The sequence below is a fragment of the Streptomyces sp. A1136 genome (assembly GCF_004795055.1).
Lineage (GTDB): Bacteria > Actinomycetota > Actinomycetes > Streptomycetales > Streptomycetaceae > Streptomyces.
Genome location: NZ_SSBJ01000062.1, coordinates 1 through 26526, shown reverse-complemented (window position 1 = coordinate 26526; position 26526 = coordinate 1). Strand labels below are relative to the sequence as shown.

At 70.6% G+C, this 26526-nt stretch carries 24 protein-coding genes and 6 pseudogenes; 19 read left to right on the top strand and 11 right to left on the bottom strand.

Annotated features, from left to right (window positions below; genetic code table 11):
• Positions 1 to 125: pseudogene (locus E6R62_RS41510) on the top strand (IS630 family transposase); the annotation flags it as partial.
• Positions 126 to 149: 24 nt separating this feature from the next.
• On the opposite strand, the pseudogene E6R62_RS34835 reads toward E6R62_RS41510, so the two are convergent.
• Positions 150 to 1381, bottom strand: a pseudogene (locus E6R62_RS34835) (IS701 family transposase).
• 99 nt (positions 1382 to 1480) lie between these two features.
• Between E6R62_RS34835 and E6R62_RS34830 the strand changes: the two are divergent.
• Entirely contained in the window at positions 1481 to 1885 is a 405-nt protein-coding gene (locus tag E6R62_RS34830) for a type II toxin-antitoxin system PemK/MazF family toxin (RefSeq protein WP_136217482.1), read from the top strand.
• A 115-nt stretch (positions 1886 to 2000) separates the two neighbouring features.
• A pseudogene (locus E6R62_RS41505) lies at positions 2001 to 2287 on the top strand (hypothetical protein); the annotation flags it as partial.
• 56 nt (positions 2288 to 2343) lie between these two features.
• Here the strand turns inward: E6R62_RS41505 and E6R62_RS34820 are convergent.
• Positions 2344 to 2769, bottom strand: a complete 426-nt coding sequence (locus E6R62_RS34820; RefSeq protein WP_136217481.1) for a DUF6003 family protein — start codon at positions 2767 to 2769, stop codon at positions 2344 to 2346.
• Positions 2770 to 2952: 183 nt separating this feature from the next.
• Here E6R62_RS34820 and E6R62_RS34815 point away from each other — a divergent pair, with 183 nt between their 5' ends.
• Both E6R62_RS34815 and E6R62_RS34810 read left to right on the top strand, forming a co-directional pair.
• Positions 2953 to 3306: a VOC family protein gene (locus tag E6R62_RS34815; RefSeq protein ID WP_136217480.1), complete on the top strand. Its 354-nt coding sequence runs from the start codon at positions 2953 to 2955 to the stop codon at positions 3304 to 3306.
• Positions 3307 to 3811: 505 nt separating this feature from the next.
• Positions 3812 to 4579 carry a maleylpyruvate isomerase family mycothiol-dependent enzyme gene (locus E6R62_RS34810; protein ID WP_136217479.1) on the top strand — a complete coding sequence of 256 codons (768 nt, stop codon included), beginning with the start codon at positions 3812 to 3814 and terminating at the stop codon, positions 4577 to 4579.
• A 61-nt stretch (positions 4580 to 4640) separates the two neighbouring features.
• Here the strand turns inward: E6R62_RS34810 and E6R62_RS34805 are convergent, their stop codons facing one another.
• Positions 4641 to 5771 carry an NAD(P)/FAD-dependent oxidoreductase gene (locus E6R62_RS34805; protein WP_136217478.1) on the bottom strand — a complete coding sequence of 377 codons (1131 nt, stop codon included), beginning with the start codon at positions 5769 to 5771 and terminating at the stop codon, positions 4641 to 4643.
• A 142-nt stretch (positions 5772 to 5913) separates the two neighbouring features.
• Here E6R62_RS34805 and E6R62_RS34800 point away from each other — a divergent pair, with 142 nt between their 5' ends.
• Positions 5914 to 6585, top strand: coding sequence for a TetR/AcrR family transcriptional regulator (locus tag E6R62_RS34800; protein WP_136217477.1), 672 nt, complete (start codon positions 5914 to 5916; stop codon positions 6583 to 6585).
• A 185-nt stretch (positions 6586 to 6770) separates the two neighbouring features.
• Positions 6771 to 7136 (top strand): hypothetical protein, encoded by a 366-nt coding sequence (locus E6R62_RS40005; RefSeq protein ID WP_168714274.1) that lies wholly within the window; start codon positions 6771 to 6773, stop codon positions 7134 to 7136.
• Positions 7137 to 7197: 61 nt separating this feature from the next.
• On the opposite strand, the pseudogene E6R62_RS34790 reads toward E6R62_RS40005, so the two are convergent.
• From E6R62_RS34790 to E6R62_RS34780, 4 genes and pseudogenes are all read right to left on the bottom strand, one after another.
• Positions 7198 to 7895, bottom strand: a pseudogene (locus E6R62_RS34790) (sensor histidine kinase); the annotation flags it as partial.
• A pseudogene (locus E6R62_RS41500) lies at positions 7878 to 8446 on the bottom strand (VanZ family protein); the annotation flags it as partial. The pseudogenes E6R62_RS41500 and E6R62_RS34790, both read right to left, overlap by 18 nt.
• A gap of 75 nt (positions 8447 to 8521) precedes the next feature.
• Positions 8522 to 9499, bottom strand: a complete 978-nt coding sequence (locus E6R62_RS34785; protein ID WP_168714273.1) for a sensor histidine kinase — start codon at positions 9497 to 9499, stop codon at positions 8522 to 8524.
• Entirely contained in the window at positions 9496 to 10398 is a 903-nt protein-coding gene (locus tag E6R62_RS34780; protein WP_136217475.1) for an MEDS domain-containing protein, read from the bottom strand. Before E6R62_RS34780 ends, E6R62_RS34785 begins: the two co-directional genes overlap by 4 nt.
• A 295-nt stretch (positions 10399 to 10693) precedes the next feature.
• Here E6R62_RS34780 and E6R62_RS34775 point away from each other — a divergent pair, with 295 nt between their 5' ends.
• The 3 genes from E6R62_RS34775 (at position 10694) to E6R62_RS34760 (ending at position 14518) form a co-directional block, all read left to right on the top strand.
• Positions 10694 to 11098, top strand: coding sequence for a tyrosinase family oxidase copper chaperone (locus E6R62_RS34775; RefSeq protein ID WP_136217474.1), 405 nt, complete (start codon positions 10694 to 10696; stop codon positions 11096 to 11098).
• Positions 11095 to 11919 carry a tyrosinase family protein gene (locus E6R62_RS34770; protein WP_136217473.1) on the top strand — a complete coding sequence of 275 codons (825 nt, stop codon included), beginning with the start codon at positions 11095 to 11097 and terminating at the stop codon, positions 11917 to 11919. Before E6R62_RS34775 ends, E6R62_RS34770 begins: the two co-directional genes overlap by 4 nt.
• 202 nt (positions 11920 to 12121) lie before the next feature.
• On the top strand, positions 12122 to 14518 hold the full coding sequence (locus E6R62_RS34760) for an ADP-ribosyltransferase domain-containing protein (RefSeq protein WP_240802072.1): 2397 nt from the start codon (positions 12122 to 12124) through the stop codon (positions 14516 to 14518).
• A gap of 318 nt (positions 14519 to 14836) precedes the next feature.
• Here the strand turns inward: E6R62_RS34760 and E6R62_RS41495 are convergent.
• Positions 14837 to 14983 (bottom strand): annotated as a pseudogene (locus tag E6R62_RS41495) (phosphatase); the annotation flags it as partial.
• Between the two features lie 222 nt (positions 14984 to 15205).
• Between E6R62_RS41495 and E6R62_RS34750 the strand changes: the two are divergent.
• On the top strand, positions 15206 to 15754 hold the full coding sequence (locus E6R62_RS34750; protein WP_136217472.1) for a GNAT family N-acetyltransferase: 549 nt from the start codon (positions 15206 to 15208) through the stop codon (positions 15752 to 15754).
• Positions 15755 to 15884: 130 nt separating this feature from the next.
• On the opposite strand, the gene E6R62_RS34745 is transcribed toward E6R62_RS34750, so the two are convergent.
• Positions 15885 to 16181 (bottom strand): hypothetical protein, encoded by a 297-nt coding sequence (locus E6R62_RS34745; RefSeq protein ID WP_136217471.1) that lies wholly within the window; start codon positions 16179 to 16181, stop codon positions 15885 to 15887.
• A 272-nt stretch (positions 16182 to 16453) separates the two neighbouring features.
• Here E6R62_RS34745 and E6R62_RS34740 point away from each other — a divergent pair, with 272 nt between their 5' ends.
• The 3 genes from E6R62_RS34740 to bla all read left to right on the top strand — a co-directional run bounded on the left by E6R62_RS34740 (position 16454) and on the right by bla (position 19587).
• Positions 16454 to 17281, top strand: coding sequence for a hypothetical protein (locus E6R62_RS34740; RefSeq protein WP_168714272.1), 828 nt, complete (start codon positions 16454 to 16456; stop codon positions 17279 to 17281).
• An 83-nt stretch (positions 17282 to 17364) separates the two neighbouring features.
• Positions 17365 to 18306, top strand: a complete 942-nt coding sequence (locus tag E6R62_RS34735; RefSeq protein ID WP_136217469.1) for a hypothetical protein — start codon at positions 17365 to 17367, stop codon at positions 18304 to 18306.
• A 333-nt stretch (positions 18307 to 18639) separates the two neighbouring features.
• Positions 18640 to 19587, top strand: coding sequence for a class A beta-lactamase (bla, locus tag E6R62_RS34730; protein WP_136217468.1), 948 nt, complete (start codon positions 18640 to 18642; stop codon positions 19585 to 19587).
• 34 nt (positions 19588 to 19621) lie between these two features.
• Here the strand turns inward: bla and E6R62_RS34725 are convergent, their stop codons facing one another.
• Positions 19622 to 20353 carry a hypothetical protein gene (locus E6R62_RS34725; RefSeq protein WP_136217484.1) on the bottom strand — a complete coding sequence of 244 codons (732 nt, stop codon included), beginning with the start codon at positions 20351 to 20353 and terminating at the stop codon, positions 19622 to 19624.
• 187 nt (positions 20354 to 20540) lie between these two features.
• The gene (locus tag E6R62_RS34720) at positions 20541 to 21215 is read right to left on the bottom strand and encodes a MerR family transcriptional regulator (protein ID WP_136217467.1); all 675 of its coding nucleotides are present in this window, start codon (positions 21213 to 21215) and stop codon (positions 20541 to 20543) included.
• Between the two features lie 166 nt (positions 21216 to 21381).
• On the opposite strand from E6R62_RS34720, the gene E6R62_RS34715 reads away from it, so the two are divergent.
• The 5 genes from E6R62_RS34715 (at position 21382) to E6R62_RS34690 (ending at position 26300) form a co-directional block, all read left to right on the top strand.
• Positions 21382 to 22719 carry a YhgE/Pip domain-containing protein gene (locus E6R62_RS34715; RefSeq protein WP_306432507.1) on the top strand — a complete coding sequence of 446 codons (1338 nt, stop codon included), beginning with the start codon at positions 21382 to 21384 and terminating at the stop codon, positions 22717 to 22719.
• 536 nt (positions 22720 to 23255) lie between these two features.
• Positions 23256 to 24122, top strand: coding sequence for a CAP domain-containing protein (locus E6R62_RS34710; protein ID WP_136217465.1), 867 nt, complete (start codon positions 23256 to 23258; stop codon positions 24120 to 24122).
• A 47-nt stretch (positions 24123 to 24169) separates the two neighbouring features.
• Entirely contained in the window at positions 24170 to 24736 is a 567-nt protein-coding gene (locus E6R62_RS41490; protein ID WP_240802071.1) for a hypothetical protein, read from the top strand.
• A gap of 608 nt (positions 24737 to 25344) precedes the next feature.
• The gene (locus E6R62_RS34695) at positions 25345 to 25737 is read left to right on the top strand and encodes a thioredoxin family protein (protein ID WP_136217463.1); all 393 of its coding nucleotides are present in this window, start codon (positions 25345 to 25347) and stop codon (positions 25735 to 25737) included.
• 161 nt (positions 25738 to 25898) lie between these two features.
• Positions 25899 to 26300, top strand: a complete 402-nt coding sequence (locus tag E6R62_RS34690; RefSeq protein ID WP_136217462.1) for a hypothetical protein — start codon at positions 25899 to 25901, stop codon at positions 26298 to 26300.
• The last annotated feature ends 226 nt before the right edge of the window (positions 26301 to 26526 follow it).

Genomic DNA, 26526 nt, shown 5'->3' with positions numbered 1-26526 from the left:
ACATCCGGGCCTGGCTCGCCGACTGGAACGACCACCCAAGGCCCTTCATCTGGACGAAGACAGCCGACGAGATCCTCGACAAAGTCGCCGCCTACTGCCACCGAATCTCTGACTCAGGTCACTAGTACTCCAGCCGTAGATCGTGATCTTCATGCCTGAGTGGCTTGTCGACGGTAGTGGCTGGCCTGGGATCGGGCCTGGTGGCGGCGCCGCCAGTCGGACCAACCGAGCCGGTGGGCGGCATCGTGGACAGGTCGGACGACGAGTGTGATGAACAGGCGCTGGATCTCGTTGCAGGTGAGCGGAATGGGGGCATCGGGTGCGGGGCGGGTGTGCTCGTCTGCGCGTACGACGGTGAGGAAGGCGTGCGCGAGCATGGCGAGGGTGACCCAGCGGGACCAGGAGGCATAGCGGCGGACCTGGTGCTCGGCGAGTGCGGCCAGGCCCTTGCCCGACTGGAAGAACTCCTCCACCCGCCATCTTGATCCAGCGACTCTGACCACCACGGACAGGCACGGGTGCGGGCGAGTAGCAGCGGTAGTAGGCGAGTTCGCAGGTGCTGCGGTTACGGCGGATCAGCAGCAGACGACTCCCGGGTCGGGGGTCGGCGAGGTCGATGACTGCCCAGTCGTAGAGCCGGTGGCCCTTGGCCCCGGCCCCTGCGGAGAGCTTCTGCCAGGCCCGCTTGGGCACCTTCTTGGTCAGGGTGTCCGCACGGAACCTCGCCGCCCCGGTGGTGACTTCGTGCGAGCAGGCCACCGCGAGGACGTAGCCGGTGCCGCGTTCCACCAGTGCGGTTCGCAGCCTGGGGTTGCCGCCGTAGACCTCGTCGCCGGCGACCCATGCGGCCTGGTGGCCGGCGTCCGGGAACCGGGCAACCATACGAGTGGCCGGTTCCGGCTTGGTGGCGAAGGCGGTGTCCTGGTCGGGTCCGGCATCCCGGCAGCGGTCAGGGTCGGAGGTCCATGAACGCGGGACGTACAGTTCCCGGTCCACTGCCGCGTGCCCGCGCCGGCCGGCGTAGACCAGGTAGACGGCGACCTGGGCATTTCTCGATCCTGCCCGCGGTACCGGTGTGCTGGCGCTGGACGCCGACCGTGCCGGTGCCTTTCTTCACGTCCCCGGTCTCGTCGACCACCAGTACCGCCTGGTCGTCGTGCAGGTGGTCCACCACGTAGTCACACACATCGTCGCGGACCCGGTCGGCGTCCCACTTGGCCCGCCCCAGCAGATGCTGCGTGCCGTCCGGGGTCCTCTCCCCGGCCCATTCGGCGATGGTCCAGCAGTTCTTGTGCGGCAGGTCCCACAGCAGTCGCAGCACCAACTTCCGGACCCGGAACCGGGGTTCGACCCGTGTGAACCGTCCCGCTATCCGGCTCATCAGGCCCTCGAACGCCTCCTGCCGGCGGGCAGGGTCTACGCTGTGACCTGCGGCCACCGCGTGATCGTTTGTCTTCACACACCGGTGTCAGGAGGACATGTGCAACGTGGCGAAGTCTGGTGGGTGGAGTTCGACGAGCGGCGGCCGGTCGTGCTGCTGTCGGGAGACGATGCGTCCGGCATCCGGGTGATGCAGGTCGTCGCTCGGGCGGGTGTCGATATCACCGGTCTGGGCGTCGAAGTGGCAGTAGGCGCCGTGGAAGGACTGCCCTTTGAAGGCGTGCTGCGGTTCGCGTTGCCGCGTCCGGGCTTTACCCCTTGCACGTGGCTGACCACCGTGTCCCGGGACGACCTGATCGAGCGAGCGGGCGTTCTGTCCTCCGCGAAACTAAGCGAGATTGAGAACGCCCTCCGTCCCGGTGAGCAGGCGAAGGAGTGGACCCCGGCGACGACCGCGAAGCTCAGCGAGATGAGGAACGCCCTCCGTCCCGGTGGACTCGGGTAGGCGGAGAAGGAACGGAAGCCCGCGACGGCGTGGTCGGTCTCGTCCAGATGATCGACGCTGCCAGCTGCCTCCTCGGTGCCCCTCACGATCGAGATCACGAACTACGGCTGGAGTACTAGGGCCGGCCGAGGGAAACCTGTCGGTGGAGCAGTTGCTCAAGGCGAGCGGCATGGCGTGGACGATCCTGCGACCGACGCAGTTCGCCTCGAACACCCTGAGGTGGGCGGCTGCGATCCGGGGTCGTCGGGGCCAAGGCCGCCGACGCGGTCCTCGATGTGATGGGCGAGACGTGAACGACGCATTGCTGACGGTGCGCGACACGGTTTCGCAGGCACGGGAGCGCCGGCCCGGCCGTTTCGGCAGTGGGCTTCGGAGAACGTCGACGCCTGCCGTTCCCGTTGAACCGCCCGGTGCGGTCGTCGCCGCCACGGAGCCGGACACGCTCGGACGGGGCGGGTTCAGCTCTGGGAGGCGGAGGACAGCGTGGTGGGGTCGACCCCGGAGAGTTCGATGACCCGATGGGCCGGCACACCGGCGGCGAGTGCCCGACGCAGCACGGCGTCGCGGTTGTCCTCGCTCTCGCGGAAGGCGAGCAGGTCCGCCTCGGCGCTCGCCACGGAGTCCGTGGCAGTGGCGCGGCGGACCTCTTCGAGCTCCTCGGCGCCCAGGGGGATCGGGAGCCGCTCGGCTCCGTCGGGAATGAGCCGGCTCTGCTCCGGCGGGACCACCCGCACGCTCGGGGACGCAGGACTCACACCCTGGGCGGCGAACCACGCCTGCACCGCGGGCGTGTCCAGACACTCCAGCTCGCCGACGAGCGCGAGCGGCGTTCCCTGCCAACCTGAAGCGGTGGTCGCGAGGAACAGGTAGGCGTCATCCGTCATCGTGGGTCACTCTCCTGGCACACCGTAGCTGCAGACGATCGCTGCCCTCATACCCCCTCTCAAGGGGAACACGCCGTTGGGTTCCCGCTCCCGACTCGGAGGCCCGGCCTCCCCGGGACACGCGGCGGGCAGGGGCCGGTGTACACCGTTTCCCCCAAACACCGGCAGCTCTAGGATCGGCAGATGACCTTGGAATGGGAACAGGTAGTCGTCCACTCGACAGACCCGACGGCCTTGGGCCAGTGGTGGGCCACGGCTCTCGGTTGGGTGGTGGTCCATTCCTCCGAGGATGAGTTCGAGATCCGCCCGGCGCCCGATCGCCTACCCGGGTTGGAGTTCGTCCGGCTTGACGAGGCCAAGAAGGGCAAGAGCCGACTGCACCTCGACTTCAGGCCCGACGACCAGGACGCAGAGGTGGCCCGCCTGTTGGCTCATGGCGCACAGCGTGTCGACATCGGCCAGGGCGATCAACCGTGGGTCGTGTTGGCGGACCTCGAGGGCAACGAGTTCTGCGTCCTTGCCCGGCGGCGCCGGTAGGGCTCACGCCCGGGCCGCATCCCCCTCCCCCGCCAGGGGACCGGGCGGGGGAGGGGGGCCAATGGCTTGACGTCATCCGCCGGTGATCCGCCGGATGTTCCTGGAGACCTCGCCTGCCGCCCGCGCGGCGGCCGGTGTACGCCTGCTGCCCCACTGCCCGGTCGAGTGAGTCGGCGAACCGTTCGACGGCGAGGACCCGGAAGCGGAGACCGGGGCTGTGTGGGCGCGACATCGCCGTGCGATCCGGCCGCTGCGATCGCTTTCGCTCCCGAGGGGTCTCTTCGCTCAGTTGTCGTTGCCCGGCCGCAGGCGCTCCCGGGGCGTTCGTTTCCGGATTCCTGAAGATCGCGGCGGCGGGTACGTACGGGTCGGCCGGCCCGGGGCGGGAATTGACATCCCCGGCCGGCGCGAACTAACGTCCCGCAATAGTTAATGACATAAACCATCCAGAAGATTAAGCATTGTCGGCCCCCTGGGGCTGTACCACCGGAGGAAGGGCACAGGCATGAACCCCGCCCAGCACGGAGCGGCCGTCGCAACCGAGACCGCCGAGTTCGTCGCCACGGTCGCAGGGACCGACCTCGCCACCCCGGTGCCGTCGTGTCCCGGCTGGACCCTCGGGGACCTCACCCAGCACGTGGGCAGTGTGCACCGTTGGTTCACCGAGCTGCTCCGCCGACGCGTCCAGCAGGCACCGACGAGCCGTGAGGTGGACCTCCGCTTGCCGGAGCAGCCGGACGGCCTCCCCGAGTGGCTGGCCGCGAGCGCGAGCGAGGCCCAGGAGGTGTTCGCCTCCACCGACCTGGACGCTCCGATGTGGGCCTGGGGAGTCGACCAGCACGCCCGGTTCTGGGTGCGGCGCATGCTGTTCGAGACCCTGGTCCACCGGGTCGACGCCCAACTCGCACTCGGGCTCTCACCGCACATCGACCGCGATCTGGCGGTCGATGGTGTCGACGAGTTCCTGACCAACCTGCCGTATGCCTTCCCCTTCGCGCCGCAGACCGCCCAACTGCGCGCCCCGGACCGGACCATCCGCTTCACGAGTACGGACGGCGACGGCGACTGGCTGGTGGCCCTGCGCCCCGACGGATTCGCACTGGTGGCCGACCGCGTCGGGCCCGGTACGGCGGACGCGGAGGTTCGCGGATCGGCGGCGGACCTGCTGCTGCTCCTCTACGGTCGCCAGGACCACCACCACCGCGGCGACACCTTCCACCTGCTCGGCGATCGGGAACTGCTCGCCCACTGGTTCACCCACTCGGCCTTCTAGGCTCCGACCACCCCCGCGCGGTTGCTCGGCACTTCGGGCACACGCGTCCCCGGGCGGCTCGTCAGCTCTGTCCGTGTCCGGTGAACATGTCGAGCAGGCCACGGGGGGCGTTGTCGTCCCGGCAGCAGAGCCGGAAGGCGTCGACGGCTTCCGTGAAGGCCGCCGCGCTGCGGGGGAACAGGGCCTTCTCGTATGCGGCGAGCGCGGCCTCGGTGTCATCGGGGTGCGTGGCGATGGCCCTGCCGAGTTCGGCGCCGTCGTACATCGCCAGGTTGGCGCCTTCGCCGGACGGGGGCATGAGGTGGGCGGCGTCGCCGAGCAGGGTCACACCGGGTACGCGGTCCCACCGGTGCCCCTCGGGCAGGGAGTGGATGGGCCGCGGGACCGGCGCGGTATCGGAGTCGGTGATCAGGGCGGTGAGCTCCGGGGCCCAGCCGGCGTACTCGCCGGCGATCCGGGCGGTGGCCACGGCCGGATCGGTGAAATCGACGCCGTCCAACCACTCCTTCGGCTTGTTGAGCATGGTGTAGGCGTGGAGGGTCCCGCCGCTTTCCCGGTGCGCCGTGATGCCCTGCCCCGGAGCGATCGCGAACAGCGCCCCTCCGCCGACCGCTTTCGCGGCGGCAGGGTGTCGGGTGTCGCTGTCGAGGAGGTAGGTCTCGACGAACGACGTGCCCACGTATTCGGGTACGGCGTCGGAGGGCAGCGGGCGGACCCGTGACCACGCGCCGTCCGCGCCGATCAGCAGGCTCGTGAGGACGGTGGCGCCCCCGGCGAAGGCGACCTCGTGGCGCCCCCCTCCGAGGGATCGGACGCCGCTGACCTTGCGGCCCCACCGGACGGTGCCGGCCGGGAGCGAGTCGAGCAGTATCTGTCGCAGTGCGCCGCGCAGCACCTCGGGGCGTCGACGCGCTCCGTCGTCGGGTTCGTCGAACAGAACGGTTCCGTCCCGGTCGAGGATCCGCGTCGCCTCCCCGCCTTCCAGGATGAGGTCGCTGAACTCGTCGAACAGGGCCGCCGCCTGGAGTGCGGGTTGGCCGTTGTGGTCGTGGATGTCGAGCATCCCGCCCTGCGTGCGCGCCATCGGGGAGGCCTCCGCCTCGTAGACCGTGGCCGGGATGCCGTGGACGTGCAGGACCCGGGCCAACGTCAGCCCTCCGAGTCCCGCGCCGATGATCGTGGGAGTGGTCATGGTGCTGCCTTCCTGATCGCGGACACCCGGAGCCGGCACCGGCGCGTCTCGACTGGAACACCGTTCCAGAAGGCCAAGGTGGAACAGCGTTCCATGACCTGTCAAGCTGGAACACGATTCCAGAGCGTTTAGGATGGTGGGCATGGCAGCCAGGGCGCGTCGTTCGGAACGGCGCCAGGAACCGCTCTCCCGCGAGCGCATCGTGAGCGCCGCCGTGGAGCTTCTCGACACGGTGGGCGAGCGCGGTCTCACCTTCCGCGCGCTTGCCGAGCACCTGGCGACCGGTCCGGGGGCGATCTACTGGCACGTCACGGGCAAGACCGAACTCCTCGCCGCGGCCACCGACGCCGTGGTCGCCGCCTCCATCCGCTGCGACGACGGCGAGGCTACGCCGCAGGAAGCGATCCGAACCCTCGCGCTCGGCTTGTTCGACGCGATCGACGCCCACCCTTGGGTCGGCACGCAGGTCGCCCGCACACCGGGGCAGTCGCCGATGGTCCACGTCTTCGAACGCATCGGACGCCAGATCCAGGCGCTCCGCGTACCGGAAGCCGACCAATTCACCGCAGCGTCCGCGCTGCTGCACTACATCCTCGGGGTGGCGGGCCAGAACGCCGCCAACGCCCGGGCGCAGCAGCCGGGCACGGACCGGGCCGCGATGCTCGACGCCGCCGCGACCGCATGGGCAGAGCTCGACCCCGAGCGGTACCCGTTCACCCGAGCCGTGGCCGACCAAATGCGTCGGCACGACGACCGAGCGGATTTCCTCGCGGGTATCGACCTGATCCTGACCGGAATCACGGCGCGAACCTGATTCATTCACGCCGCGGCGGGGCAGCGGTTGGCTACCGGAGAAGGTCGAGGCGGTCGAGCACCTGCTCGAAGGCGTTACGCGGCTCATCTGCTTGCCGGAGCGGTCGAACTCGTCCACGATGCTCCAAGGCCCAACCGTCCGGATTCCACTGGGTACGGTCAGGGCGTCGGAGAACAGGGGAGACAGTGGCAAAGAACAGCAATCCGAGGAAGCACCCCGTGGTGGCGGCGCTCATACCTCTCTTCGTACTGACCGGGCTGCTGCTCGGGCCTGCGGCAACGGCCACGGCGGCCGTGCCGGCTGCCCGGCAGGCTTCCACCTCGGCGGCGCTCGCGCAGCATGCTCTCCCCGCCGGCGCCAACGCGGCGTCAGGCCTCCACGCGCCCACGTCCTCCAAGGCGAAGGCCACCACCGGGACCAAGAAGAGCAAGAAGAAGAGCAAGAAGAAAAGCGGGCTCTTCAAGAAACTGCTGATCGTCGTGGTCGTCGTCATCGCGCTGCTCGTGGTCCTGTACGTGGTCCGCCGGGCCATGCGCCGCAGGTCCGCCTAGCGGTCACCTGCCGGTGGCGCCTCGTCGGAGCGGGACGAGCCCGGCCCGTACCGCCGGTCGTTCACGGTGCGCCGGGAAGCCGGACCGTGACGAGCAGACCGCCGGCGGGACGCGGGACGAGGTCGAGGGTCCCGTCGTGGGCGCGGACGACGCTGTGCACGATGGCCAGGCCGAGGCCGGCGCCGCCGTGCTCGTCGGCGCGTACGCGTTCCGTACCGCGCTGGAACGGCTCGGTGAGGGTCGGTACGAGTTCCGGTGGCACTGGACGGCCCGCGTTCTCGACCCGTAGCACGCTCACGTCGTCCGCGTCTCGGTGTGGACCGTCACGGTGCCGCCGGCGGGGAGGTTGTGGACGATGGCGTTCTGGACGAGGTTCGTCACCATCCGCAGCAGGAGTTCCGCGGAGCCGCCCGTCAGTGCCGCTCCCCCGGTGACGTCGAGCGTGATCCCGCGCTGCTCGGCGAGGGGGAGCAGGGTTTCGGCGGCCTCTTCGGCAACGAGGGAGAGGTCGACGCTCTCGCGGACGAAGGTCCCGCGGTCGCTGCGGCTGAGCAGCAGGAGGGCCTCGGTGAGGTCGATCGCGCGCCCGTTGACGACCTGCAGGCGTTCGAGGACGTGACCTTGGTCCCGCTCGGGGTCCCTTCGGGCGACGTCGAGCAGCGGCCGCGAGATGGCCGGCGGGGTCCGCAGTTCGTGGGAGGCGTTCGCGGCGAACCTCTGCTGTTCGCCGACGTGTGACTCAAGTCGTTCGAGCATGGTCAGGACGTACTGCGCGGTTTCGACGAGGACCGAGCAGCCGGCGCCGAGCGTCAGGATCCGCGGCAGGGACGCGGCCGCCGCGAACCGCATCGGGGCGAAGAACCCCAGCGCCGCGAAGACCAGCAGGTTGCCGACGATTCCGCCCGGCCCCATCGTGAGCACGTCCCGCAGCGGTACCAGGCTGAGTCGGCCGGGCACGATGCCGGCCCCGGCATCATCGTCATCCAGATGAACGACACCGTACCGTGGACCATGCCCACCTCCGCCAGCGACAGCCGCCACGCCGAAGTGACGCCGGCGGCGCGCCGACGACGCGCCAGAGCCCAGGCCACCGACGCGGCCAAGGGCAGCGTCACCAACGTCATGAGCACCACTCCGTTGAACGTGTCGAGGCAACCGTGCCACCGACCGGCCATGCACATCGGAGCGGACATCATGAGCGGCCGCCGTATGACGTACGCGGCGCTCGCCGTGGCGAGGACGGCCAAGCCGAGGAACACGATCCGGCGCGTGCGGCGGGGCGGTGGTGACAGGGATGCGTTGTGGTTCACGCCCCCATGGGAGACGGAGGCGCGTTGCGGTGACGTATGCGCTTTTCGATACGCCCGCGATACGTGGCCGCCGGGTCAGGTCAGCGTCCAGTGCAGGCGCACGGTAGTCGTGTCCGGACCCGTGTCGACCTCCGTCAGATCACACATCTGGCGCACCGCCCACAGACCGTGCCCGCGTGGCCGGTCGGGCTCCGGGGGCAGGTAGCCCGCGTACCAGTCGATGGCCGCGCGGGTGGGGTTGGTGACGTCGCACACGATGCGGCGCCCGGCACGCCGAAGGAGCAACCGGCCGTTGCCGCCGCCGTGTTGGACGGCATTCGTGGCAAGCTCGTTGACGGCGAACAGCATCCGTCGCAGACCCTCGTCGGGCATGCCGAGCGACGCGGCCTTCCGCGCGACGAAGGCTCGTACGGGGGCGAGGTCGGCCCCGAAGCACAGAACGGCTTCCTCCCCGTCGGCGGTCACCGGGGACAGGCCGCGCTCCCAGGGACCGCCCACGGTGTCCGGCGCCGCGTAGTGGCTGCTGCGGTCGGGGGTCGGACCGGCGCCGGTCCACAGCTGCGGGTGGGTACGGCGCGCGCCGTCCACCACCTCTCGCGGCAGCACCCGGGTGTCGTAGGGGCAGACGATCCAGGCGGGGCAGTCGGCGAAGGCGACGTTGATCGCCGCTTCGTACCGGGTCCACTCCGTCTGCTCCAGCGGGTCCCGGCCGTGCCAGACCGGCTCGCCGATCACCCTCACCCGCCGGTGTCGGCCGTCGGCGGTGCGCCGGTCGACGTAGCGGTAATAGGCGCCGAGGGTGCGTCCCGGAGTCTTGTACCAGTCGTCCGCGTCGATGTATTCCACCTGGTCCGCGGCGCCGTCCAGAGCCTGGCGCAGCAGGCCTATGTTGGCGTCGGTGGTCACAGCCAGGACGGCGTCGCCCCGGTCGAGTCCGTCCAGGCAGAAGGGCACGGTGGCGCCCAGGAACTCCTCGTCGCTGCCGTAGATCAGGCCCTGGTGCGTCAGACCCTGCTCGGAATGCGGAGCGTTCAGGGTCGGGGTATTGGTCACGCGGTCTCCTCCCGCGCGGTGACGACCAGCGCCGGCTCCTCGTCCCAGCCCACCACCTGGATCACGTGGCACAGCATCGGCGCGAGATCCACCACGTGCAGACGTCGCCCGCCGGTGAGCCGGCCGGCGGCATGCGCCAACACCCTCACCCCGGCCAGGTCGATGAAGTCCAGACCGGCCATGTCGACCCATACGTCCCCGGGCCACTCCAGGACGATCGCCAGCGCCTTGGCCAGGGCCCCGGTGGTGCGGTAGTCGACGGTGCCGACCACCCGTAGCGTCCTGCGGCCGGCCTGGAACGCCGGTACCAGCCGCAGCACGGTGTCGCGGTGCAGGGGCGGCAGTTCCACCGCGCCCCCGTGGCGCCGGTCGAAGGCGTCGAGGGATTCGGCGTCGAACAGTCGGGCGTCGTACTGGCAAACCGCCGAGGCGGGGCGGCCGGCGAACACCGAGTTGACCTTGGCCTCGTAATCGCCCAGCCGGTCGGCGCCCGGCACATCACGCAGCGCCCAGCCCATCTCGCCGCTGACGCGGAGGCCGGTGTAGCCGACCGCCAGGGACGAGGCGATCTCCCGTCGCAAGGTGTCGACCATGGCGTCGGCGTCGAAGGAGCCGGCCGCCAGATAGCTGTCGCCGGCGGTGGTGACCTGGAGTTGTCCGGTGGCCACCGCCGGGCCGGGATCGGTACCGGCCGCGTCCAACCAGTCGAGCACCCGTTCAGGAGCGCGCTGATCGGCGAAATACAGCACCCGCTCCCCGCACTCCAACCCGCGGCGCAGGTACGTGGTGACCACACGTCGCTGCTCGTCGTCATCGGCGAACGCCAGACAGAGGTGTTCGCCGTGCCCCATGTCCCGGACCCGGCGCACCCGGCACTGCCTGCCGCTTCGCCCCGTCATCTCAGCCACACCGCCTTGACCGCCCCCCACCAAGACTTTCCGTACCAGCGACCACGACTCTACGTGGCCGGACACCTCCGCGAACACGTGTCCCCGGTCTGTTGCTCGGGCGCGCCCGGCGCAAGCTCGCCGACGGGACGGGGCGGAGCGGTTCGGGTTGCCTCCTTGGGCTGGGAAGCCCCCGTGGACCGCTCGGGGGCGTGATCGCGGACCGCCACCCGGGCCCGTCTCGAAGATTTCCGGATGCAGGGGCCAACGATCGTGTGGTTTCGGCCCTCTGATACTTCTTCAGGCCATGAAGAAGATCACTCGCCGACAGGCGCTGGGGATCGGTACCGGGGCTGTCACCGCCCTGGGGCTGACCGCCTGCTCGTCCTCGTCGGCTTCCGCTCCCGTGGCCAAAGCCTCGGGAGCGTCCAGTGCGCCCGTTTCCATACCCACCGGCGGCATCGACGAGGTGTACGAGGGCCGTCGTATCCAGATCACCCTCGGGCCGGGCGGGCACCACGGTGTCGGGGCTCCCACCGTCAAGATCGACGGCAATGAACTGCACCTGATGGGCAACGCGGACGGCAGCTGGGTCACCGTCGTCAACCACTACGAGACCTTCCCGGACCCGATCGCGGCCGCCCGCGCGGCCGTCCGGGGCCTCCAAGGCGCCGAGCTCGCCCCGTTCGTCGCGAAGGAGGTGCAGCTGTGACCGTTCGCAAGAACCAGGCCGCGCTGACCGCCGACGAGAAGCGCGCCTTCGTCAACGCCGTGCTCGAACTGAAGCGGACGGGCGTCTACGACCGGTACGTCAACGCCCACAACTACTACCTCATGACCGACTCCGACTTCGGTGACCGGCTCGGGCACCGGGCGCCGTCCTTCCTGCCCTGGCATCGCCGGTTCCTGCTGGACTTCGAGGCGGCGCTGCAACGGGTGGACAGGAACGTCTCGCTGCCGTACTGGGACTGGACCGTCGACCGCGAGGCCAGGTCCTCCCTCTGGGCGGCGGACTTCATGGGCGGCACCAGACTGGGCCGCGACGGTCAGGTGCTCGACGGGCCCTTCGCCTACGCGGGAGGCAGGTGGGCCGTGACGGTCGGGGTGGACCGGCGGACCTATCTGCGGCGCGGGCTGGGTGCGGGGGTGCCGCAGCTGCCGACCAGAGCTGACGTGGACTCCGTGTTGGCGATGCCGGTCTACGACGCCGCTCCCTGGAACAGCGCCTCGAACGGGTTCCGCAACCACCTTGAGGGGTGGCGCGGGGTCAATCTGCACAACCGGGTCCACGTGTGGGTCGGTGGCCACATGACCACTGCGGCTTCCCCCAACGACCCGGTGTTCTGGCTCCACCACGCCTTCATCGACAAGCTGTGGGCCGAATGGCAGGCCCGCAACCCGAAGTCGGGTTACCTGCCCGCCGTGCCGACGCCGAATGTGGTGGACCTGCACGGCACGTTGGGGCCGTGGAACAACGTGACGCCGGCCGACATGTGGGACCACCGCCGGTTCTACACCTTCGACAAACCTTAGAAGCGGACGGCGACCGGCGCGGCCCGGCGCCGGTTGTCCGGCCACGCCGTCTGCCCCCGGGTCCGGCAGCGGACACAGGCCGGCGACGGGACGTTCCCGCAGGTGTGACGGCGGGTCATGCCGCTGCTGCGAGCGCAGCGTTGTCAGTGGCGGCGATTACGTTGGGGGTGTTGCCAGGGACGGTTCCCGACAGGAGTGGACGATGATCGAGAGCAGTGTTCAGCCCCCACTGAGGGTGGTGCTGACGGACGTGAACGAGCGCGTGGTGGAGGCGTGGCGGGCGGCGTTCGCGGACACCCCCGGCATCGAGATCCGCAGGGGCTCGATCCTCGACGAGGACGTCGATGCCTGGGTGACGCCGACCAACTCCCGGGGCCGGATGGACGGTGGAGTCGACGCCGTCATCAAGCGGTTCCTCGGCTCCGGCATCCAGCTACGTGTGCAGCGTGCGATCCGCGATCGGTTCGCCGGGGCCCTCCCGGTGGGCAGCGCGGTCTGCGTCCCGTCGGGGGCGACCGTCCCCCGGTACCTGATATCGACGCCCACGATGGTGCGGTCCTCGCAGAACGTGAGTGCCACACTGAACGTCGCGCTGGCATGCGCCGCCGCGTTCCAGGCCGTCCACCGGCAGAACCGGTTGGTACCGGGCAGCATCCGCTCCGTCGCGCTGGTCGGGATGGGCGCGCAGACCGGGCGGGTCCCGGCCAGGGTCTGCGCCAACCTGATGTGGACCGGTTACACGCTCTTCCACGACCACTGGTTCGAGGACGACGACGAGTTGCGCGCCACGATCATCAGCCAGCTGGACGGCATAGAGAACGCCCCCGTCGAGCAGCGTGTACGCGTCGTGCCGCCGAAGACCGCCGTGCCCGACTCTGCCGCAGAGCCTGCCGGCCAGGACCACCCCTCGACCACGACGACCGAAGGCCCCTCCCCCATGACCGACCAGGCCGACCCGACCGACCAGGCCGTCCCGACCGACCCGACCGACCAGGCCCCGACCCCGGCGCCGACCCAGCCCGACGGTGACGACCCCCTGGCGCTCGGCGAGCTCTTCAACGACGGCGGTGAGCCCTGGCTTCCGCTCCTGAAGCCCGTTATCGAGGCGCTTCCGGACGCGGCCCGGTTCATCGGGAAGGGCCGCAGCCCCGAGGTCGTACCGGTCCGTGAGCTGACTTTCCAGGCCCTCAAGCCCCACCCGCCCCACAAGTGGAAGGTCGTCGCCTTCGGCCAGAATCCGTACCCGCGGCCGGAGAGCGCGACCGGCATAGCCATGTTCGACAACACCTTCAACGACTGGAAGGACAGCCAGTTCGGCAGGGTCGTCAGCATCCGCTGCATCATCAAGGCGGCGGCGATGTGGAAGTACGGCATAGCCAAGAAGACGCCCATCGCCGACGTGCGCGCGCTGTTGAAGGAACGTGACACGGTCCAGCCGCCCGAGTGGTTCCAGGCGATGCTGACACAGGGTGTGCTGTTGCTGAACGCCTCGCTCACCGCGAGCGGCGACGGAGCGATGGCCACCGACCGGCACACGGCGTTCTGGCGGCCCGTCGCCGAGCGGATCATCGAGGAGATCCTCAAGGCCAAGCAGGACGCCGACGAGGAGGACCGCGGGATCGTGTTCGCGTGGTGGGGGGCTCACGCGCGCAACCTGAAGGCGGTCGTCCTACGGCTCCAGGCGAAGTACCCGGACGTGGAGGTCCGGCACATCGACCACGCGAACCCGGCGGCGCAGGGCGACATCTTCTGCGAGGGCGACCACTTCGCCCTGGTGAACGAGGCTCTCGCGTCGCTGGGTGCCGATGTGATCGACTGGCTGCCGAGCAAGGGGTGGGACGAGGGGGAGGCCGGTACGGCCGGGGGCGTCGCGGCACGCATGGGCGCCTTCATCGAGTCGACCATGAACCTGCACCAGCTGTACCTGGAGCGCCTGACCGGCGTCAAGGACGAGGGCCTGGTCCTGCCCGCGATCACCGGCGTGTTCGACACCCCGCTGATGGACTTCCGCACTGCCCTCGCACCGGTCGCCGAGACACTGGCCGGGCTCGTCGGACACATCGACCGGTCACACGATTTCGGCAAGCGGCGGGCGGACCAGACCTCCGGCAGCCTGTCCGCCGACGCGATCGCCGCGCTCTACCTCTACACCTGTGAGTCCGCCTTCTACCGCGAGATCAACGCCGTCCTACGCTCCCCGGACCGCACCCGGGTCACGCCGTATCTGCCGTACCTGCGGCTGCTGTTCTCGGCGGTCTCGGGGCTGCCCGCCCACACCCAGTCGCTGTGGCGCGGTGTGTCCATGGACCTGCGGGCGCAGTACCCGGTGGGTCGGACGGTGACCTGGTGGGGCGTCTCCTCGTGCACCTCCGAGCCGGCGGTGGCCCGCTCCTTCCTGGGCAGCCGCGGCAAGCGGACGCTCTTCGAGGTGACACCCGCCCGGGCGGTCGGAATCAAGCGCTTCTCCGCCTTCACCGGGGAGGAGGAGTACATCCTCACGCCGGGCACGCAGCTCAAGGTGACGGACGTGAAGAGCGAGCGCGGCGGCCTGTGCACGGTCAAGCTGACCGAAGTGGACGCCGCTCCCGTGGTGTCGTGACCACCGTCCCGGGGCCGTGGACACAGCGGGTCGCGGTCGTCCGGCAGGAGGCGGCCGTCCGCCACCGTGATCGTGTGGCTCATCGCGTCCCCGGCGCGACCGGGTCGGCCCGACTCGGGCGTCGAGGCGCCGCCGTCACCGGCTGGGCCGGCCGGGCGGCGGCCGTCTCGGGCATGGTTTCCGTGTCCGGCACCTTGGGCGTGTGCAGGTTCGACCGCCGGCAAGCCGTGTGTCTCCAGCGTCACCTTCACCTGTCTCCGACCGACCCTGGCGACTGGCAAGCGCAGCCGGCCGGCCCGAGAGCGGGGCGAGCGGTGGCCCGTCGAGCCAGCAGCTCAGCTCCGCGCCGGTCACCAGGGTGAGCCCCGGCGGCAGGGCCGCGATGGCCTCGGCGTAGCCGCCGACGGTGTCGTGGTCGGTCAGCGCGACGACGTCCAGCCCGGCGGCGGCGGCGTTGTGAACCAGCTCGGCGGGGGTGTCGGACCGGCCCGTTGTCTGCCGGGCCGGCGGTGGCCGAGGCCCGCATGGACCCGCGGCGGATGGCTCGATTCGCGCAGCGGCGGGCGGTCAGCCACTATCACGCCGAGGCCCCACGGGCGCGCCAGAGCCCGACCCGGACGATCCCCCGTCTCCGCTGAAGCCGTAAAGCGGTGGACAGCCCCACCGCCCTCGGGGAGCATCTCCGCGATGAACAACGAACCCACGCCCACCCCCAAACGTGTCCGCTTCGTCGAGCTCAACGCGAAGGCGCTGCGGGCGCTGGCCGACGGTGACCTCGCCGGCGGCAGCGCCGAGGCCGGGATCGCCCTTGACGCACACTTCGTCTGTGAGCGAGCCCGCCGGATCTTCGGTTATCGCGCCGACCAGCTCACCAAGGACCCGTCTGCGGCGCCGTGGACGGTGCGGGCCGCCGTGTCCGAGCCGGACGGGGCCGTTGTCGGCGACGCCGGATTTCACGGACCGCCGGACGAGGCCGGCATGGTCGAGGTCGGCTACACCGTCGTACCGCAGTACCGTCGCCAAGGCTACGCCCGCGCCATGCTGAAGGCGCTGCTGGTCAGGGCCGCGGCCGAACCCGGTGTCAGGACCGTGCGGGCCACCATCGGCTCCGAGAACGACGCCTCGCTCGCCACCATCACGGGCTTCGGTTTCGAGCGCGTCGGCGAGCAAGGGAACGTGCGCGACGGCCTGGCGCTCGTCTTCGAGGTCCCGGTGGACTCGATTCAGGTCACATAGCCGCCTTCGAGGACGGGCGCCGCCGGCGAAGCCGCCCAACGGGCTCAGAGCCGGCGCGCTTTGCGACGACGCGCGAAGGGCCCCTCTCGCGGCCTCGATCGGCGAGATGTCTGTTCCCGCCGACCGGATCTCAGGTTGCGGGCCGGATCGTCGGCCACTCGGTGTCGTGGACCAACTCGGCGAGCTGGATCAGGAGGCCGTATGTCGTCATGCGCCCGTGGATACGGATGAAGTACGACCGGCTGGAGCACTCGAAGATCTCCCGTCGGCGCACCTTCCAGAGCTTGTGCTCGTAGACGCTTGCCGTCTGCCGTAGGGTGCTCTCCGCTTCCTCGGCGGTGCCCTCGAACTCCGCGAGGGTCCGTGCATCACGATCTGTCTCGCTGACACCGTCGACGGGTATGGCCAGCACGATCCATCGGGACATCCGGAGATCCCCTCCCTCCCCCCGGCGGCGCCCCCGCGCCACGCACGGCGCAAGTGTGGCAGACGCACGGGTATGCGGCGGGCGCCTGCGCCAGGAACGGCAACCCGGACGCGGCACGCGAAGTCCCCCCGGTCCCGCGGAGACTCAAGTGCTCGCCCGTGCAGCCAGATCGGGACCCTCCGCATGCCACTGTCAGAGGGCCATGGCACTCTCATCAGGTCTGTCGGCCCGACGGCCGACGGATGGAAGCACCGCTGATGTGGGGGGAAACAATGGCATTCACACGCAAGCGCACGGCGCTGCGCACCGGCCTCGTCGCCGCTGCTCTGACGGCAGCGGCGGTCGGTGCCCCGGCCGCGGCTCAGGCGGCACCGCCGGTCCCGGCGACTGCGAACACCCTGGTGGCACCGGCGAAGGCCCAGGGCTTCGAGCCGGGCACCTCGCACGGCGCCGGTGAGGTTGCTCGCAGCAAGAACGCCGTACTGAAGCTGCAGACCGACGGCAACCTGGTGCTGGAGCACGTCTCCGGGGGTGTCCTGTGGGCGACCGGCACGTACGGGCACCCGGGCGCTACCGTGGCGTTCCAGCAGGACGGCAACCTCGTCGTGTACTCCGCCGACGGAAAGGCCCTGTGGGCCGCCGGCTCGTACGGCAACCCGGGCGCGCGCCTGGAACTGCAGTCCGACGGCAACCTGGTCGTCTATCGGCAGGACGGATCGGCCGCTTGGAACACCGGCACGTGGATGGTCGACACGACGGTGAACGCGACCTGGCAGATCGGCTCCGGGAACTGGACTTGGAGCGCCAACGCGATCCTCGCCATGGAGCAGACCGGGAAGCTCAGCATCCGGGACCGCAACACCCACGAGGAACGCTGGTCCACCAACACCTGGGCACCGGGCGCCTACGCCCGGATGCAGTCGGACGGCAATTTCGTCGTCTACAAGAAGGACGGCGGCGAGGGCAAGGGCGGCGCACTGTGGTCCACCGGGACCTGGAACAACCCCGGTGCCCGCCTGGTGTTCCAACTCGACGGGAATCTCGTGCTCCTGGCGAGGAACTCCGACGCCGTCCTCTGGCAGAGCGGCACCGCCGACTGAGCCGTAATCGGCTTGCCTTTCGGGCAGGGCCCGTACAAACTGATCGCCGTTGAATCGAACACGTTCAACTGAACGTGTTCCTCATGGGGGGTAAGGGATTGAACCTCAACCGTAAGCGTGCCGCCTGGACCGGCGCGCTCATCGCCGCCGCCGTCTCGGCCGGCGTGCTCGTCTCCCCGGTGGCCCAGGCCGCCGGGGGTAAGACCAACACCACGACCGCCGTCACGGTCCCGGTCAAGAAGCCGCAGGGCGGCGTCCCGGCCAAGTCCGCCGCCAAGAACCAGCAGCGCGCCACGGCCCTCGGCGCGACCGCCGGAACCGTCTCGCTGCGGCCGGGTGAGGTGCTCGCCTCGAACGAGTACATCGAGACCGAGAACGGCTACCTGTTCATGCAGCCGGACGGCAACCTCGTCCTGGACCACAAGGCAGGCGCCGAGCTGTGGGCCTCGGGCTCGTACGGCAACACGGGCGCGTACGCGGTCTTCCAGTCCGACGGCAACTTCGTCATCTACAAGAAGGACGGCGGTCCGAGCAAGGGCGGGGCCGTCTGGAGCTCCGGCACCTGGGGCAACCCGAACGGCCACCTGGACTTCCAGGACGACGCCAACCTCGTCGTGTACCGCGCCGACAACTCCGCCAGCTGGTCGACCAAGACCTGGAAGGTGGGCAACAACACCCTCTCCGGTGGCCAGAACCTGGAGCGCGGTACCTGGATGTCGGCCACCAACTCCATCCTCGCCCAGGACAACCGCGGTTACTTCGCGGTGTTCTACCGCGACAAGGACTACGGCCGGGGCTTCTGGAACTACAGCCCCGGCGCGTACACCCGGATGCAGAAGGACGGCAACCTGGTCACGTACAAGAAGGACGGAGGCGAGGGCAAGGGCGGCGCGATCTGGGACACCAAGACCTGGGGTCAGAACGGCGCCTACCTCACCTTCGGGGCCACCGACTCCACCCTGGTGCTCCACAAGTCCACCGGCGAGGTCCTCATCGACTTCAAGACCGGCGACAACCAGCAGTAGGCCCGACGCCGATCCGGCACTGCTTCTGTGCCGGATCGGCCCACCGCCTGATCGGCTGAATGCTTGACCCCGGCCCGGGGTGGGTTCGCCCCCACCCCGGGCCGGCCCTGTCTCTCGTCGGTTTGCCCCACGAGGGACGACCACGACATCCGGACAAGTCCCGGCCGAATCCAGCCGGAGTGGTCGACGCGCTGGACACTTTTGCGTACTGCACGGTTGCTTTGGGCGTATTGATCTGGTGCGCGACCTCTCCGGGCGGACGAGGTCCCCGACCGGGGCGGCCGACCTCCGGTCGTCACACGTCGTCCGAACTCGCACGAAGTGGATGTCCTGATGGCTCTGACTCGCCGTGCTTCACTCACCGCACTGACCGGACTCGCGGCCGGCCCGCTCCTCGGGCTTGCCAGGCCGCCCGCCGGCGCCGCGCCACGCGGTGCGCCGACGAAGCCGAAGGCGACGACGACTGCGACTGCGACTGCGACTGCGACGACCTCAGCAGCGGATGCCTTCGCCGCACTGGAGCGGGGACATGACGCCCGACTCGGGGTCTACGCGGTGGACACCGGCACCGGGAGGACCGTCGCCCACCGTGCGGACGAGCGGTTCGCCTACGCCTCCACCTACAAGGCCCTCGCCGCGGGCGCGGTCTTGAGGAAGAACACCCTGGAAGGGCTGGAGAAGGTCGTCCACTACACCCACGGCGACCTGGTCACCTACTCGCCCGTCACCGAACAGCACGTGGACACCGGCATGACGCTGCGCGCCCTGTGCGACGCCGCCATCCGCTACAGCGACAACACCGCCGGCAATCTTCTGCTCGACGCGCTCGGCGGCCCGAAGGGCTTCCAGGCCGCACTGGTCGCCCTCGGCGATGGAACGACCCAGGTCGACCGCTACGAGACCGCACTGAACGAAGCCACTCCTGGCGATCCGCGGGACACCAGCACACCCCGCACCCTGGCCGCCGACCTGCGCGCATACACCCTCGGCGACGCCTTGAACGCCGAGAAGAGGGCTCTGCTGACCGGCTGGTTGGGGCGGAACACCACCGGCGATGAACTCATCCGCGCCGGCGTCCCCGCCGGCTGGTGGGTCGGCGACAAGACCGGCAGCGCGGACTACGGCACGCGCAACGACATCGCCGTCGTCCGTCCGCCCGAAGCCGCTCCGATCATTCTCGCGATCCTCTCCACGCATGCCTCCCGGGACACCACCCCGGACAACGAACTCATCGCTCAGGCCACCAGAGACGTGATCGCCGCCCTCACTTGTCCGCATTGACCCGCAGGTGTGCCCGGAGGTCCGTGGTCCGTGGTCAGGCCTCGATGGCGCGGCGGGTGGTGGCGGTGAGGTAGGCGACCAGCGCGAGGATGACCAGGGTCCAGCCGAGGGTGACCGGACCGAGCCCGAGGCCGAGACCGCCGCGGGCGCGCGAAACGGCCATCCAGTCGGCGAAGGAGGCACCCAGCGGGCGGGTGAGTACGTACGCCGACCAGAAGGCCGCCACCGCCCCCAGGCCCAGCCGGGAGTGCGCGAGGGCCGGGAGGGCGATCAGCGCCGTGAAGACGAGGCCGGAGGCGAGGTAGCCGAGGCCGAGGTTGGTGGCGGTCAGGTCTCCGGCGGCGGTGCCGAGCGCGAAGGTCGCGAGCACCGTCGCCCAGTAGAACGCCTCTCGGCGCCGGGTGTTGATGCTGTGCACCGAAAGCGTGCGCTCGGTGGCGTACCAGGCGCCGAGGATCACCGCGAGGGCGAGTACGAAGACAGGCGTGGCCTCGGTGTACGGGACGCCGAGGCCGACGTGCAGCACGTCGGCCGCCATCGTGCCGAAGACGCTGACCATGACGACGGTGGTCCAGTAGACCCAGGCCACGTACCGGTCGAGCCGGAACTGCACGGCGAGGGATATCACCAGGCCCAGCGCACCGAGTGCGACCGCGATCATCGGGTCCATCACGTGGGCGAGGAAGTCCGAGGCCGTCTCGCCCATTCCGGTGGTCAGCACCTTGATGATCCAGAACACTGCGGTGACCTGCGGGACCTTGTTCATCGTCTGCCGGACGGGCACGGCCGGGCCGTCCTCCGCAGTTGAGCTGTCGTCATGAGCGGCACAATGGCACAGCGCCGCTTCGTCTACAAGTTTGTAGACATCACGCCGTCGGGGCCACTATGGTCAGGGCCGTGGTCAGCACCCGGGCCCGCCGGCGCGGTACCGGCCGCCCGGCGCCTTGCGTGCGCTACCGGGGCGCGGCGGAGTCGGCGCCGTCCGACGCGGCTCGGCGCCGGACCTGGTCCTCCTGGGCGAGACGCCGCAGCAGCTCGAACACCGGGGCGCAGATCGCGAAGACGATCACCGCCCGCTCGGCCAGTTCCACCGGGTCGTCGAGGCCCGCGGCGCGCTCCAAGTCCAGCCTGGCCACCGACTCGGCGAGCCTCGCGTAGGCGGCGAGCTCGCCGGGATCGTACTGCGCGTCCAGCCGCCTCAGTTCCTTCAGCGCCACGGTCAGCCCCTGGACGTGTGGTGACGTCATGGGCGCCTGCCAGTCCAGGGCCGCGAGCAGCTCCGCCACCTCTCCCCCGGCGGTCGCGTCGGCCTCGGCCTCCTCCTCCTGGCCGGCCGCGGCGCGCTGGGCCGCGACCGGAACCGGAAGCGCGTAGCTGATCGCCCCCAGGGCACCCTCGGAACTCTCGGCCTGGTCGACGGCTCCGAGCACCTCGCGGGTGGCGGCGATGGACAGGCCGCCGAGCGTCGTCAGCGCCTTGATCAGCCGCAGCCGCTGCACGTGCTCCTCGCCGTACTCGGCCAGGGTCGCGGCAGTCGCCCGGCCGGCGGGCAGGAGGCTCTGCCGCAGGAAGTACTTGATGCTGGCGACCGGCACACCGGTCCGCCGGCTGAGCTCCGAGATCTTCATACGGCTTCCCTGTCGTCACGCGGTCCGGATGCGAAGCGGCTACGTCCTCGGCGATTGGACACCACAACAAGATACTGCCACTATCCAGTAGCTGGATACCTTAAGTATCCAGCTCGACGAACGCAGCCGCCCCGGAGAATCGATGCCTCATCCCACGCCCCCCTCCGTGCTCCGCCGACCCCAGTTGTGGATCGGGACGGGACTCATCGCCGCAGTGGTCTCGATGGTCTTCGCCCTGCTCTACGTGGGTGGCAACGTCGACCCCAGGGGCAACCTGCGTGATCTGCCGGTGGCGCTGGTCAACAGCGACGGCGGCGCCGACGCCGGCGGCCACCACGTGAACGTGGGCGAGCAGGTCGTCGCGGGGATCCAGCAGGCCGCCAAGGGCGAGAAGGCCATCGACTGGCAGGTCGTCAGCCGCGAGGAGGCGGACAAGCGGCTGGGCCGGGGCAAGGTCTTCGGCGCCCTCGTCATACCCAAGGACTTCTCCGCCACGGTGACCGCGCTCACCGCTCCGCAGCCCGCGTCCCAGGGCAAGCCGACCCCGCCGGTCCTGACCGTACTGACCAACCAGGCGGCCGGCAGCATCGGCTCCTCGCTGTCCTCCCAGGCCTCCCAGAAGGCCGCTCACGCCGCCTCCGCCCAGCTCGGCCGGGAACTCCTGAAGCAGGCCGCGGCCCAGAAGACGCCGCTCCCGACGGCCGCCCAGCTCAAGCTGGCCGACCCGGTGACGGTGAACGTCGCGGACGGCCACCCCGTCGGGTCCCGCAGCGCCATGGGGCTGAGCGCCTTCTACTACGCGCTGGTCCTGGTCGTCTGCGGCATGCTCGGCGCGAACGTCGTCAACTCCCAGGTCGACACCGCCCTCGGCTACCTGCACACCGACTTCGGGCCCTTCCGCAAGCGTGAACCCGTCCTGCACACCAGTCGCGTCCGCACCCTGGCCATCGGCATGACACTCATGCTCGGACTGTCCGTGGTCATGGGAACCCTGGTCGAGGTCGCCACGGTCGGCATCCTCGACATGGACGCCTCCCACCTCGGCCTGCTGTGGCTCTACTCGGTCGCCACCATCGGGGTCGTCGGCGTCGGAAGCCTGACCCTGTTCGCCGCGTTCGGCACCCCGGGCATGCTGCTGGCCACCATCGTCTTCGTCGCGATGGCCGTCCCCTCCTCCGGCGCCACCGTGCCCGTCCAGGCGCTGCCCGGGTTCTTCCGCGCCCTGTCCGAGTTCGAGCCGCTGCGCCAGATCACCGAGGGGCTGCGCTCGCTGCTCTACTACGGGGCCCAGGCGGACGCCGGCTTGAGCCGGGCGTGGGCGGCGATGGGCATCGCGCTCGTGGCCGCGCTGGTCTTCGGTTTCGCCGTCACCCGCCTCTACGACCGCAGGGGCCTGCACCGCATCCCGCTGCCCGGTAGCGAGCCCGGCGCCACCACCTCCGCCACCGCCGGAACCCCGCCGTCCGCGGAGTCCGCCGAGACCGCGGCTCCCACCACGGCCTGATACGACGGGGCCGCTACCTCACCGACGGCCGACAGCGCCGGTCCCGGGCACTCCTGCCCGGGAGCGGCGCTGTCGGCCGTCGCGGTCCCGCCGCCAGGAGTCGGGCCCTCCGCGAAGCCACAGGCCCAGGCACAGGCACAGCCGGCGGCCAGGGCTCCCGAGATGTGCTCCACGCGGTGCGGGGCCATCATGGCGGGAGATCGGTGCGCCCGGACGCGGGCGGCCGGCCCGGGAACACGCGCATCGGCAGCCGGAGGCGACGCATGAACCTCGACGAGTCGCGCAGGGCCTGGGCCTCGATCATCTGCGTCGTCACCGTCATCCTCGCCGACCTCCTGGCGATCATCCTGATGAACACCGTCGGCCACTGACCGTTCGGGCTGAAGGCAGTCGATTGTCCGGCTTGTCCCTGAGGGGGTCCTGCGGGGTTCCTTAAGGGAGTCTGAAGAACACCTCCACGGTCCGGAATTCGCTGGTCAGCGGCCTAGGCTCGGGTGAACTCCCCTGTTTTCCCTGCCTTGTGAGGTGTTACCGGCATGAGCCGCAGCCGAACTGCCGTCGTCCCGTCCCGCGTCGAGACGCGGCGGAGGAAGACCGTCCGTACGCGCATCGTGCTGTCGGTCACCGCCGCGGCCGCGGCCGTGGCGGTCGGGGTCGCGGTGGCCGACTCCGACGGTGACGGCCACCGGGAGGCTCGGGCCGACGGTGCCGCCGGCGCGGTGTCCAAGGCGGCGGGTGCGGGCACCGCCGATCCGAGGGGTACGGCGGCGGCTGCCGCCCCGGCATCCCCCAGCGCCGACGCCTCCGTCTCCGCATCCCCGACTGCCGCGTCCGCCACTCCGGCGGCGCCTTCGACGGCGGCGAGCAGCGCCCCGGCCAAGCCGGCGCCGCCCACGCCCGACAAGCCCACGCCCAAGGCCAAACCGACCCGGGCCACGAGCGGCGGTTCCGGCGGCTCAGGCGGCTCGGGCGGCTCGGGCGGCTCGGGCGGCTCGGGCGGAGGTTCCGGCACCGCCGACAGCGGCACCGAATCCGCGGTGCTGGCCCTCGTGAACAAGGAGCGGGCCGCGGCCGGTTGCGGACCGCTGGCCACGGACTCCGAACTGACCGCCGCCGCGCGGGCGTACAGCGACACCATGGCCCGCAGCGGCGTCATGTCCCACACCGGTCCCGACGGGTCCACCATGACCAGCCGGGTGGAGGCCGCCGGATACGGCTGGTCCCGTCTGGGCGAGAACATAGCCCGCGGCCAGGCCGACGCCGACGCGGTCATGAACGCCTGGATGAACAGCCCCGGGCACCGGGCCAACATCCTGAACTGCGCCTTCACCCAAATCGGCATAGGCGTGCACAAGGGTGACGGCGGTCCGTGGTGGACGCAGGACTTCGGCACCCCGAGGTAGGCGGACCGGGGTCAACGGGAGGCACGCGCGTCGGCCACTATGGGGCCGTGCCTCGTATCCCGCGTTACCTGCTCATATGGCTGTCGTGCACGGCCGCCAGCGTGGCAGCCGTGCTCGGCACGGTCCGGTTCGTCGTCGGCACGACCCGCCACACTCCCCCCGTGGCGCGGTCCGCCCCGGTGGTCATCGAGACGCCGCCGGCGTGGCAGGCCGGCCAGAGCCCCTCCCCCGGCACGCCGTCGCCGTCCGTGTCCGCCGGCGCGTCGCCCACGGCGTCGGCCCAGCCGTCGTCCCCGGCCGTCACCACCCCTCCCCCTGCCAAGGCCCCTTCGGGGACAGCACGGACTCCCGCGTCGAAGACCGCCGTGGACTGCGAGGAGGGGGGAGCGGGCCTGCACACCGTCCCTTCCCAGGGCGGCAAGGCCACGGTCCGATACGGCAGCCGGGGAGTGTGCCTGATCTCCGCTGTCCCGAGCCGCGGTTTCCGTGCCACCACCTCGCAGACCTCGGACGACACCCTCACCGTTACGTTCACCAGCGACGACCACCGCTCGGTCGTCACGGCGACAGTCGATCCGGCCGCCAGCGCCTCCGTCCGCGAGACGTCGTTCTGAGGGGGCCGGTCCGGGCCGCGGCGAAGGGGAAGGTGAGCTGTTCCTCAGGGCAACCTGATGATCACGCCGGGGCGGTTCCGGTGACCCGGACCGGCCCTATGCTCACGTCACCGAGCGGCCTTCGGCCCCGGGCACGAAATGCCCGGTGAGCCGCCGCGCCGCCGGTTTCACCGCACCGGGGAGGCGTCTTCGCCGTTCCCGCCATCCGAACCATGCCCTGAGGTGTCTTCGCCATGAGTTCCCGCGTGTTCCGACCCGTCCGCGTCGGCCGCCGTACGCCGTCGTCCCGCTCCGCCGGGCCCGGGGACGCGGCTGCCGCTGGTCGCCGCGGCGGTGGTCGCCGCCGGGCTGACCGCCGCGTGCGGACCCGCCACGCAGTCCGTCGGAGCCGCCGTGCCGTCGGTCGTGGAAACGACCGCGCCGACCCTGCCCTCCGCGACCGCGTCCGCCACCGCCCCCACGAGGCGTCCACGACCGCGTCGGCGTCAGCGTCGGTCTCCGCCGCGCCCCGAACCTCCGTACCGGCCGCGAGGAACGGGTCCGCCGCCGCCACCGCGACGCCCGGCGCCAAACCGTCCCGTGACTCCGCCACAGCCGCCCCGGCCGCCGTGCCCGGTCCCGGCTACGACGCTTCCGCCGACGCGCGGAAGCAGATCGACGCGGCGCTGCGCGCGGCCAAGGCCGACGGGCGGATGGTGCTCATCGACTTCGGCGCGAACTGGTGCGGCAACTGCAAGGCCGCCGACAAGGTGTTCGCCCAGCCGCGGACCGCCGCCACCCTCGGGGCCTCGTACCACCTGGTCAAGGTCGACATCGGCGGCAACGACTCCGCCAATTCCGCGCAACTGCGCAAGTACAGCCCCTCGGGCGGCACGTACACCATGCCCGTGCTCGTCGTCGTCTCCCCGACCGGCACGATACGCACCGACACCCATGTGACGGGCAATCCGTCCCTCACCCCCGACGGCATCGACTCCTTCCTGCGCGAGTGGGCGTCGTGAGACCAGCGGCGGCTCCACGCGCCCGGACAACCCGCGGCACCGCCGCCGTGCTCGTCTGCCTGGCCGCCCTCGCCGCTTGCGGCCCGCCGGCCGCCAAAAGCTCCGGTGCTGCCGGGCCCACGACGCGTTTCACCGAGAACGGGGTCACCGTCACGCTCTCGATGTCCGCGTGGCACGGCGCGTCGGGCACCCTCACGGCGGTCTTCACCCCGGAGCGCGAGGGGTTCCACCTGTACAGCACCGATCTGCCGCCCACCGGTGTCGAGGGGGTGGGCAGACCGACCTCGGTGACCGTCTCCGGTGCCTTGAAGGCGGCGGGCAGGCTCACGACCGCCGCGCAGGTACGGTCCATCGCCGTGCCTGGTGTCGACGCCCCGGTACCGGTCTATCCGGACGGCTCCGTCACCACCACGCTGCCCGTCCACGCGGACGGCGAGGGGGTCGCGTCGGTCTCGCTGGGCTACGCCAGTTGCAGCGTGTCGGAAGGCTGCACCATCCCCGTCTCCGACCGTCCGGTAGGCCTGCGTGTCACCGGCGACGGTGCCACATTCGACGCCTCGTAGTGCTCGTACGGCGCGCGTCCCGGTGCTTGCCCGGGCCCGACCCCCGTGGCGGGCCGGGCCCGGGTCCGCCGCCCGCGAGCTCCTGCGGACGAGCCCCTAAGAGCTCGTAACAGGATCTTGTTGAGATGCCCTGGTCGGGCGTAACCGGTGTGATGATTCGGCCGTTCGTGAGTGTGTGAGCACTCGGCCTTGGATCGTGGACGACGACTTGTGGGCACTGATCGAG

Bases quoted from the DNA above. Each gene is read 5' to 3' on its own strand.
- E6R62_RS34815 (WP_136217480.1), top strand. From the start codon at position 2,953: ATGACCTTGGAATGGGAACAGGTAGTCGTCCACTCGACAGACCCGACG.
- E6R62_RS34775 (WP_136217474.1), top strand. From the start codon at position 10,694: ATGAAGAAGATCACTCGCCGACAGGCGCTGGGGATCGGTACCGGGGCT.
- E6R62_RS34735 (WP_136217469.1), top strand. From the start codon at position 17,365: ATGGGGGGTAAGGGATTGAACCTCAACCGTAAGCGTGCCGCCTGGACC.
- E6R62_RS34750 (WP_136217472.1), top strand. From the start codon at position 15,206: ATGAACAACGAACCCACGCCCACCCCCAAACGTGTCCGCTTCGTCGAG.
- E6R62_RS34740 (WP_168714272.1), top strand. From the start codon at position 16,454: ATGGCATTCACACGCAAGCGCACGGCGCTGCGCACCGGCCTCGTCGCC.
- E6R62_RS34805 (WP_136217478.1), bottom strand. From the start codon at position 5,771: ATGACCACTCCCACGATCATCGGCGCGGGACTCGGAGGGCTGACGTTG.
- bla (WP_136217468.1), top strand. From the start codon at position 18,640: ATGGCTCTGACTCGCCGTGCTTCACTCACCGCACTGACCGGACTCGCG.
- E6R62_RS34725 (WP_136217484.1), bottom strand. From the start codon at position 20,353: ATGAACAAGGTCCCGCAGGTCACCGCAGTGTTCTGGATCATCAAGGTG.
- E6R62_RS34780 (WP_136217475.1), bottom strand. From the start codon at position 10,398: ATGACGGGGCGAAGCGGCAGGCAGTGCCGGGTGCGCCGGGTCCGGGAC.
- E6R62_RS34720 (WP_136217467.1), bottom strand. From the start codon at position 21,215: ATGAAGATCTCGGAGCTCAGCCGGCGGACCGGTGTGCCGGTCGCCAGC.
- E6R62_RS34745 (WP_136217471.1), bottom strand. From the start codon at position 16,181: ATGTCCCGATGGATCGTGCTGGCCATACCCGTCGACGGTGTCAGCGAG.
- E6R62_RS34760 (WP_240802072.1), top strand. From the start codon at position 12,122: ATGATCGAGAGCAGTGTTCAGCCCCCACTGAGGGTGGTGCTGACGGAC.
- E6R62_RS34690 (WP_136217462.1), top strand. From the start codon at position 25,899: ATGTCCGCGTGGCACGGCGCGTCGGGCACCCTCACGGCGGTCTTCACC.
- E6R62_RS34800 (WP_136217477.1), top strand. From the start codon at position 5,914: ATGGCAGCCAGGGCGCGTCGTTCGGAACGGCGCCAGGAACCGCTCTCC.
- E6R62_RS34710 (WP_136217465.1), top strand. From the start codon at position 23,256: ATGAGCCGCAGCCGAACTGCCGTCGTCCCGTCCCGCGTCGAGACGCGG.
- E6R62_RS34810 (WP_136217479.1), top strand. From the start codon at position 3,812: ATGAACCCCGCCCAGCACGGAGCGGCCGTCGCAACCGAGACCGCCGAG.
- E6R62_RS34820 (WP_136217481.1), bottom strand. From the start codon at position 2,769: ATGACGGATGACGCCTACCTGTTCCTCGCGACCACCGCTTCAGGTTGG.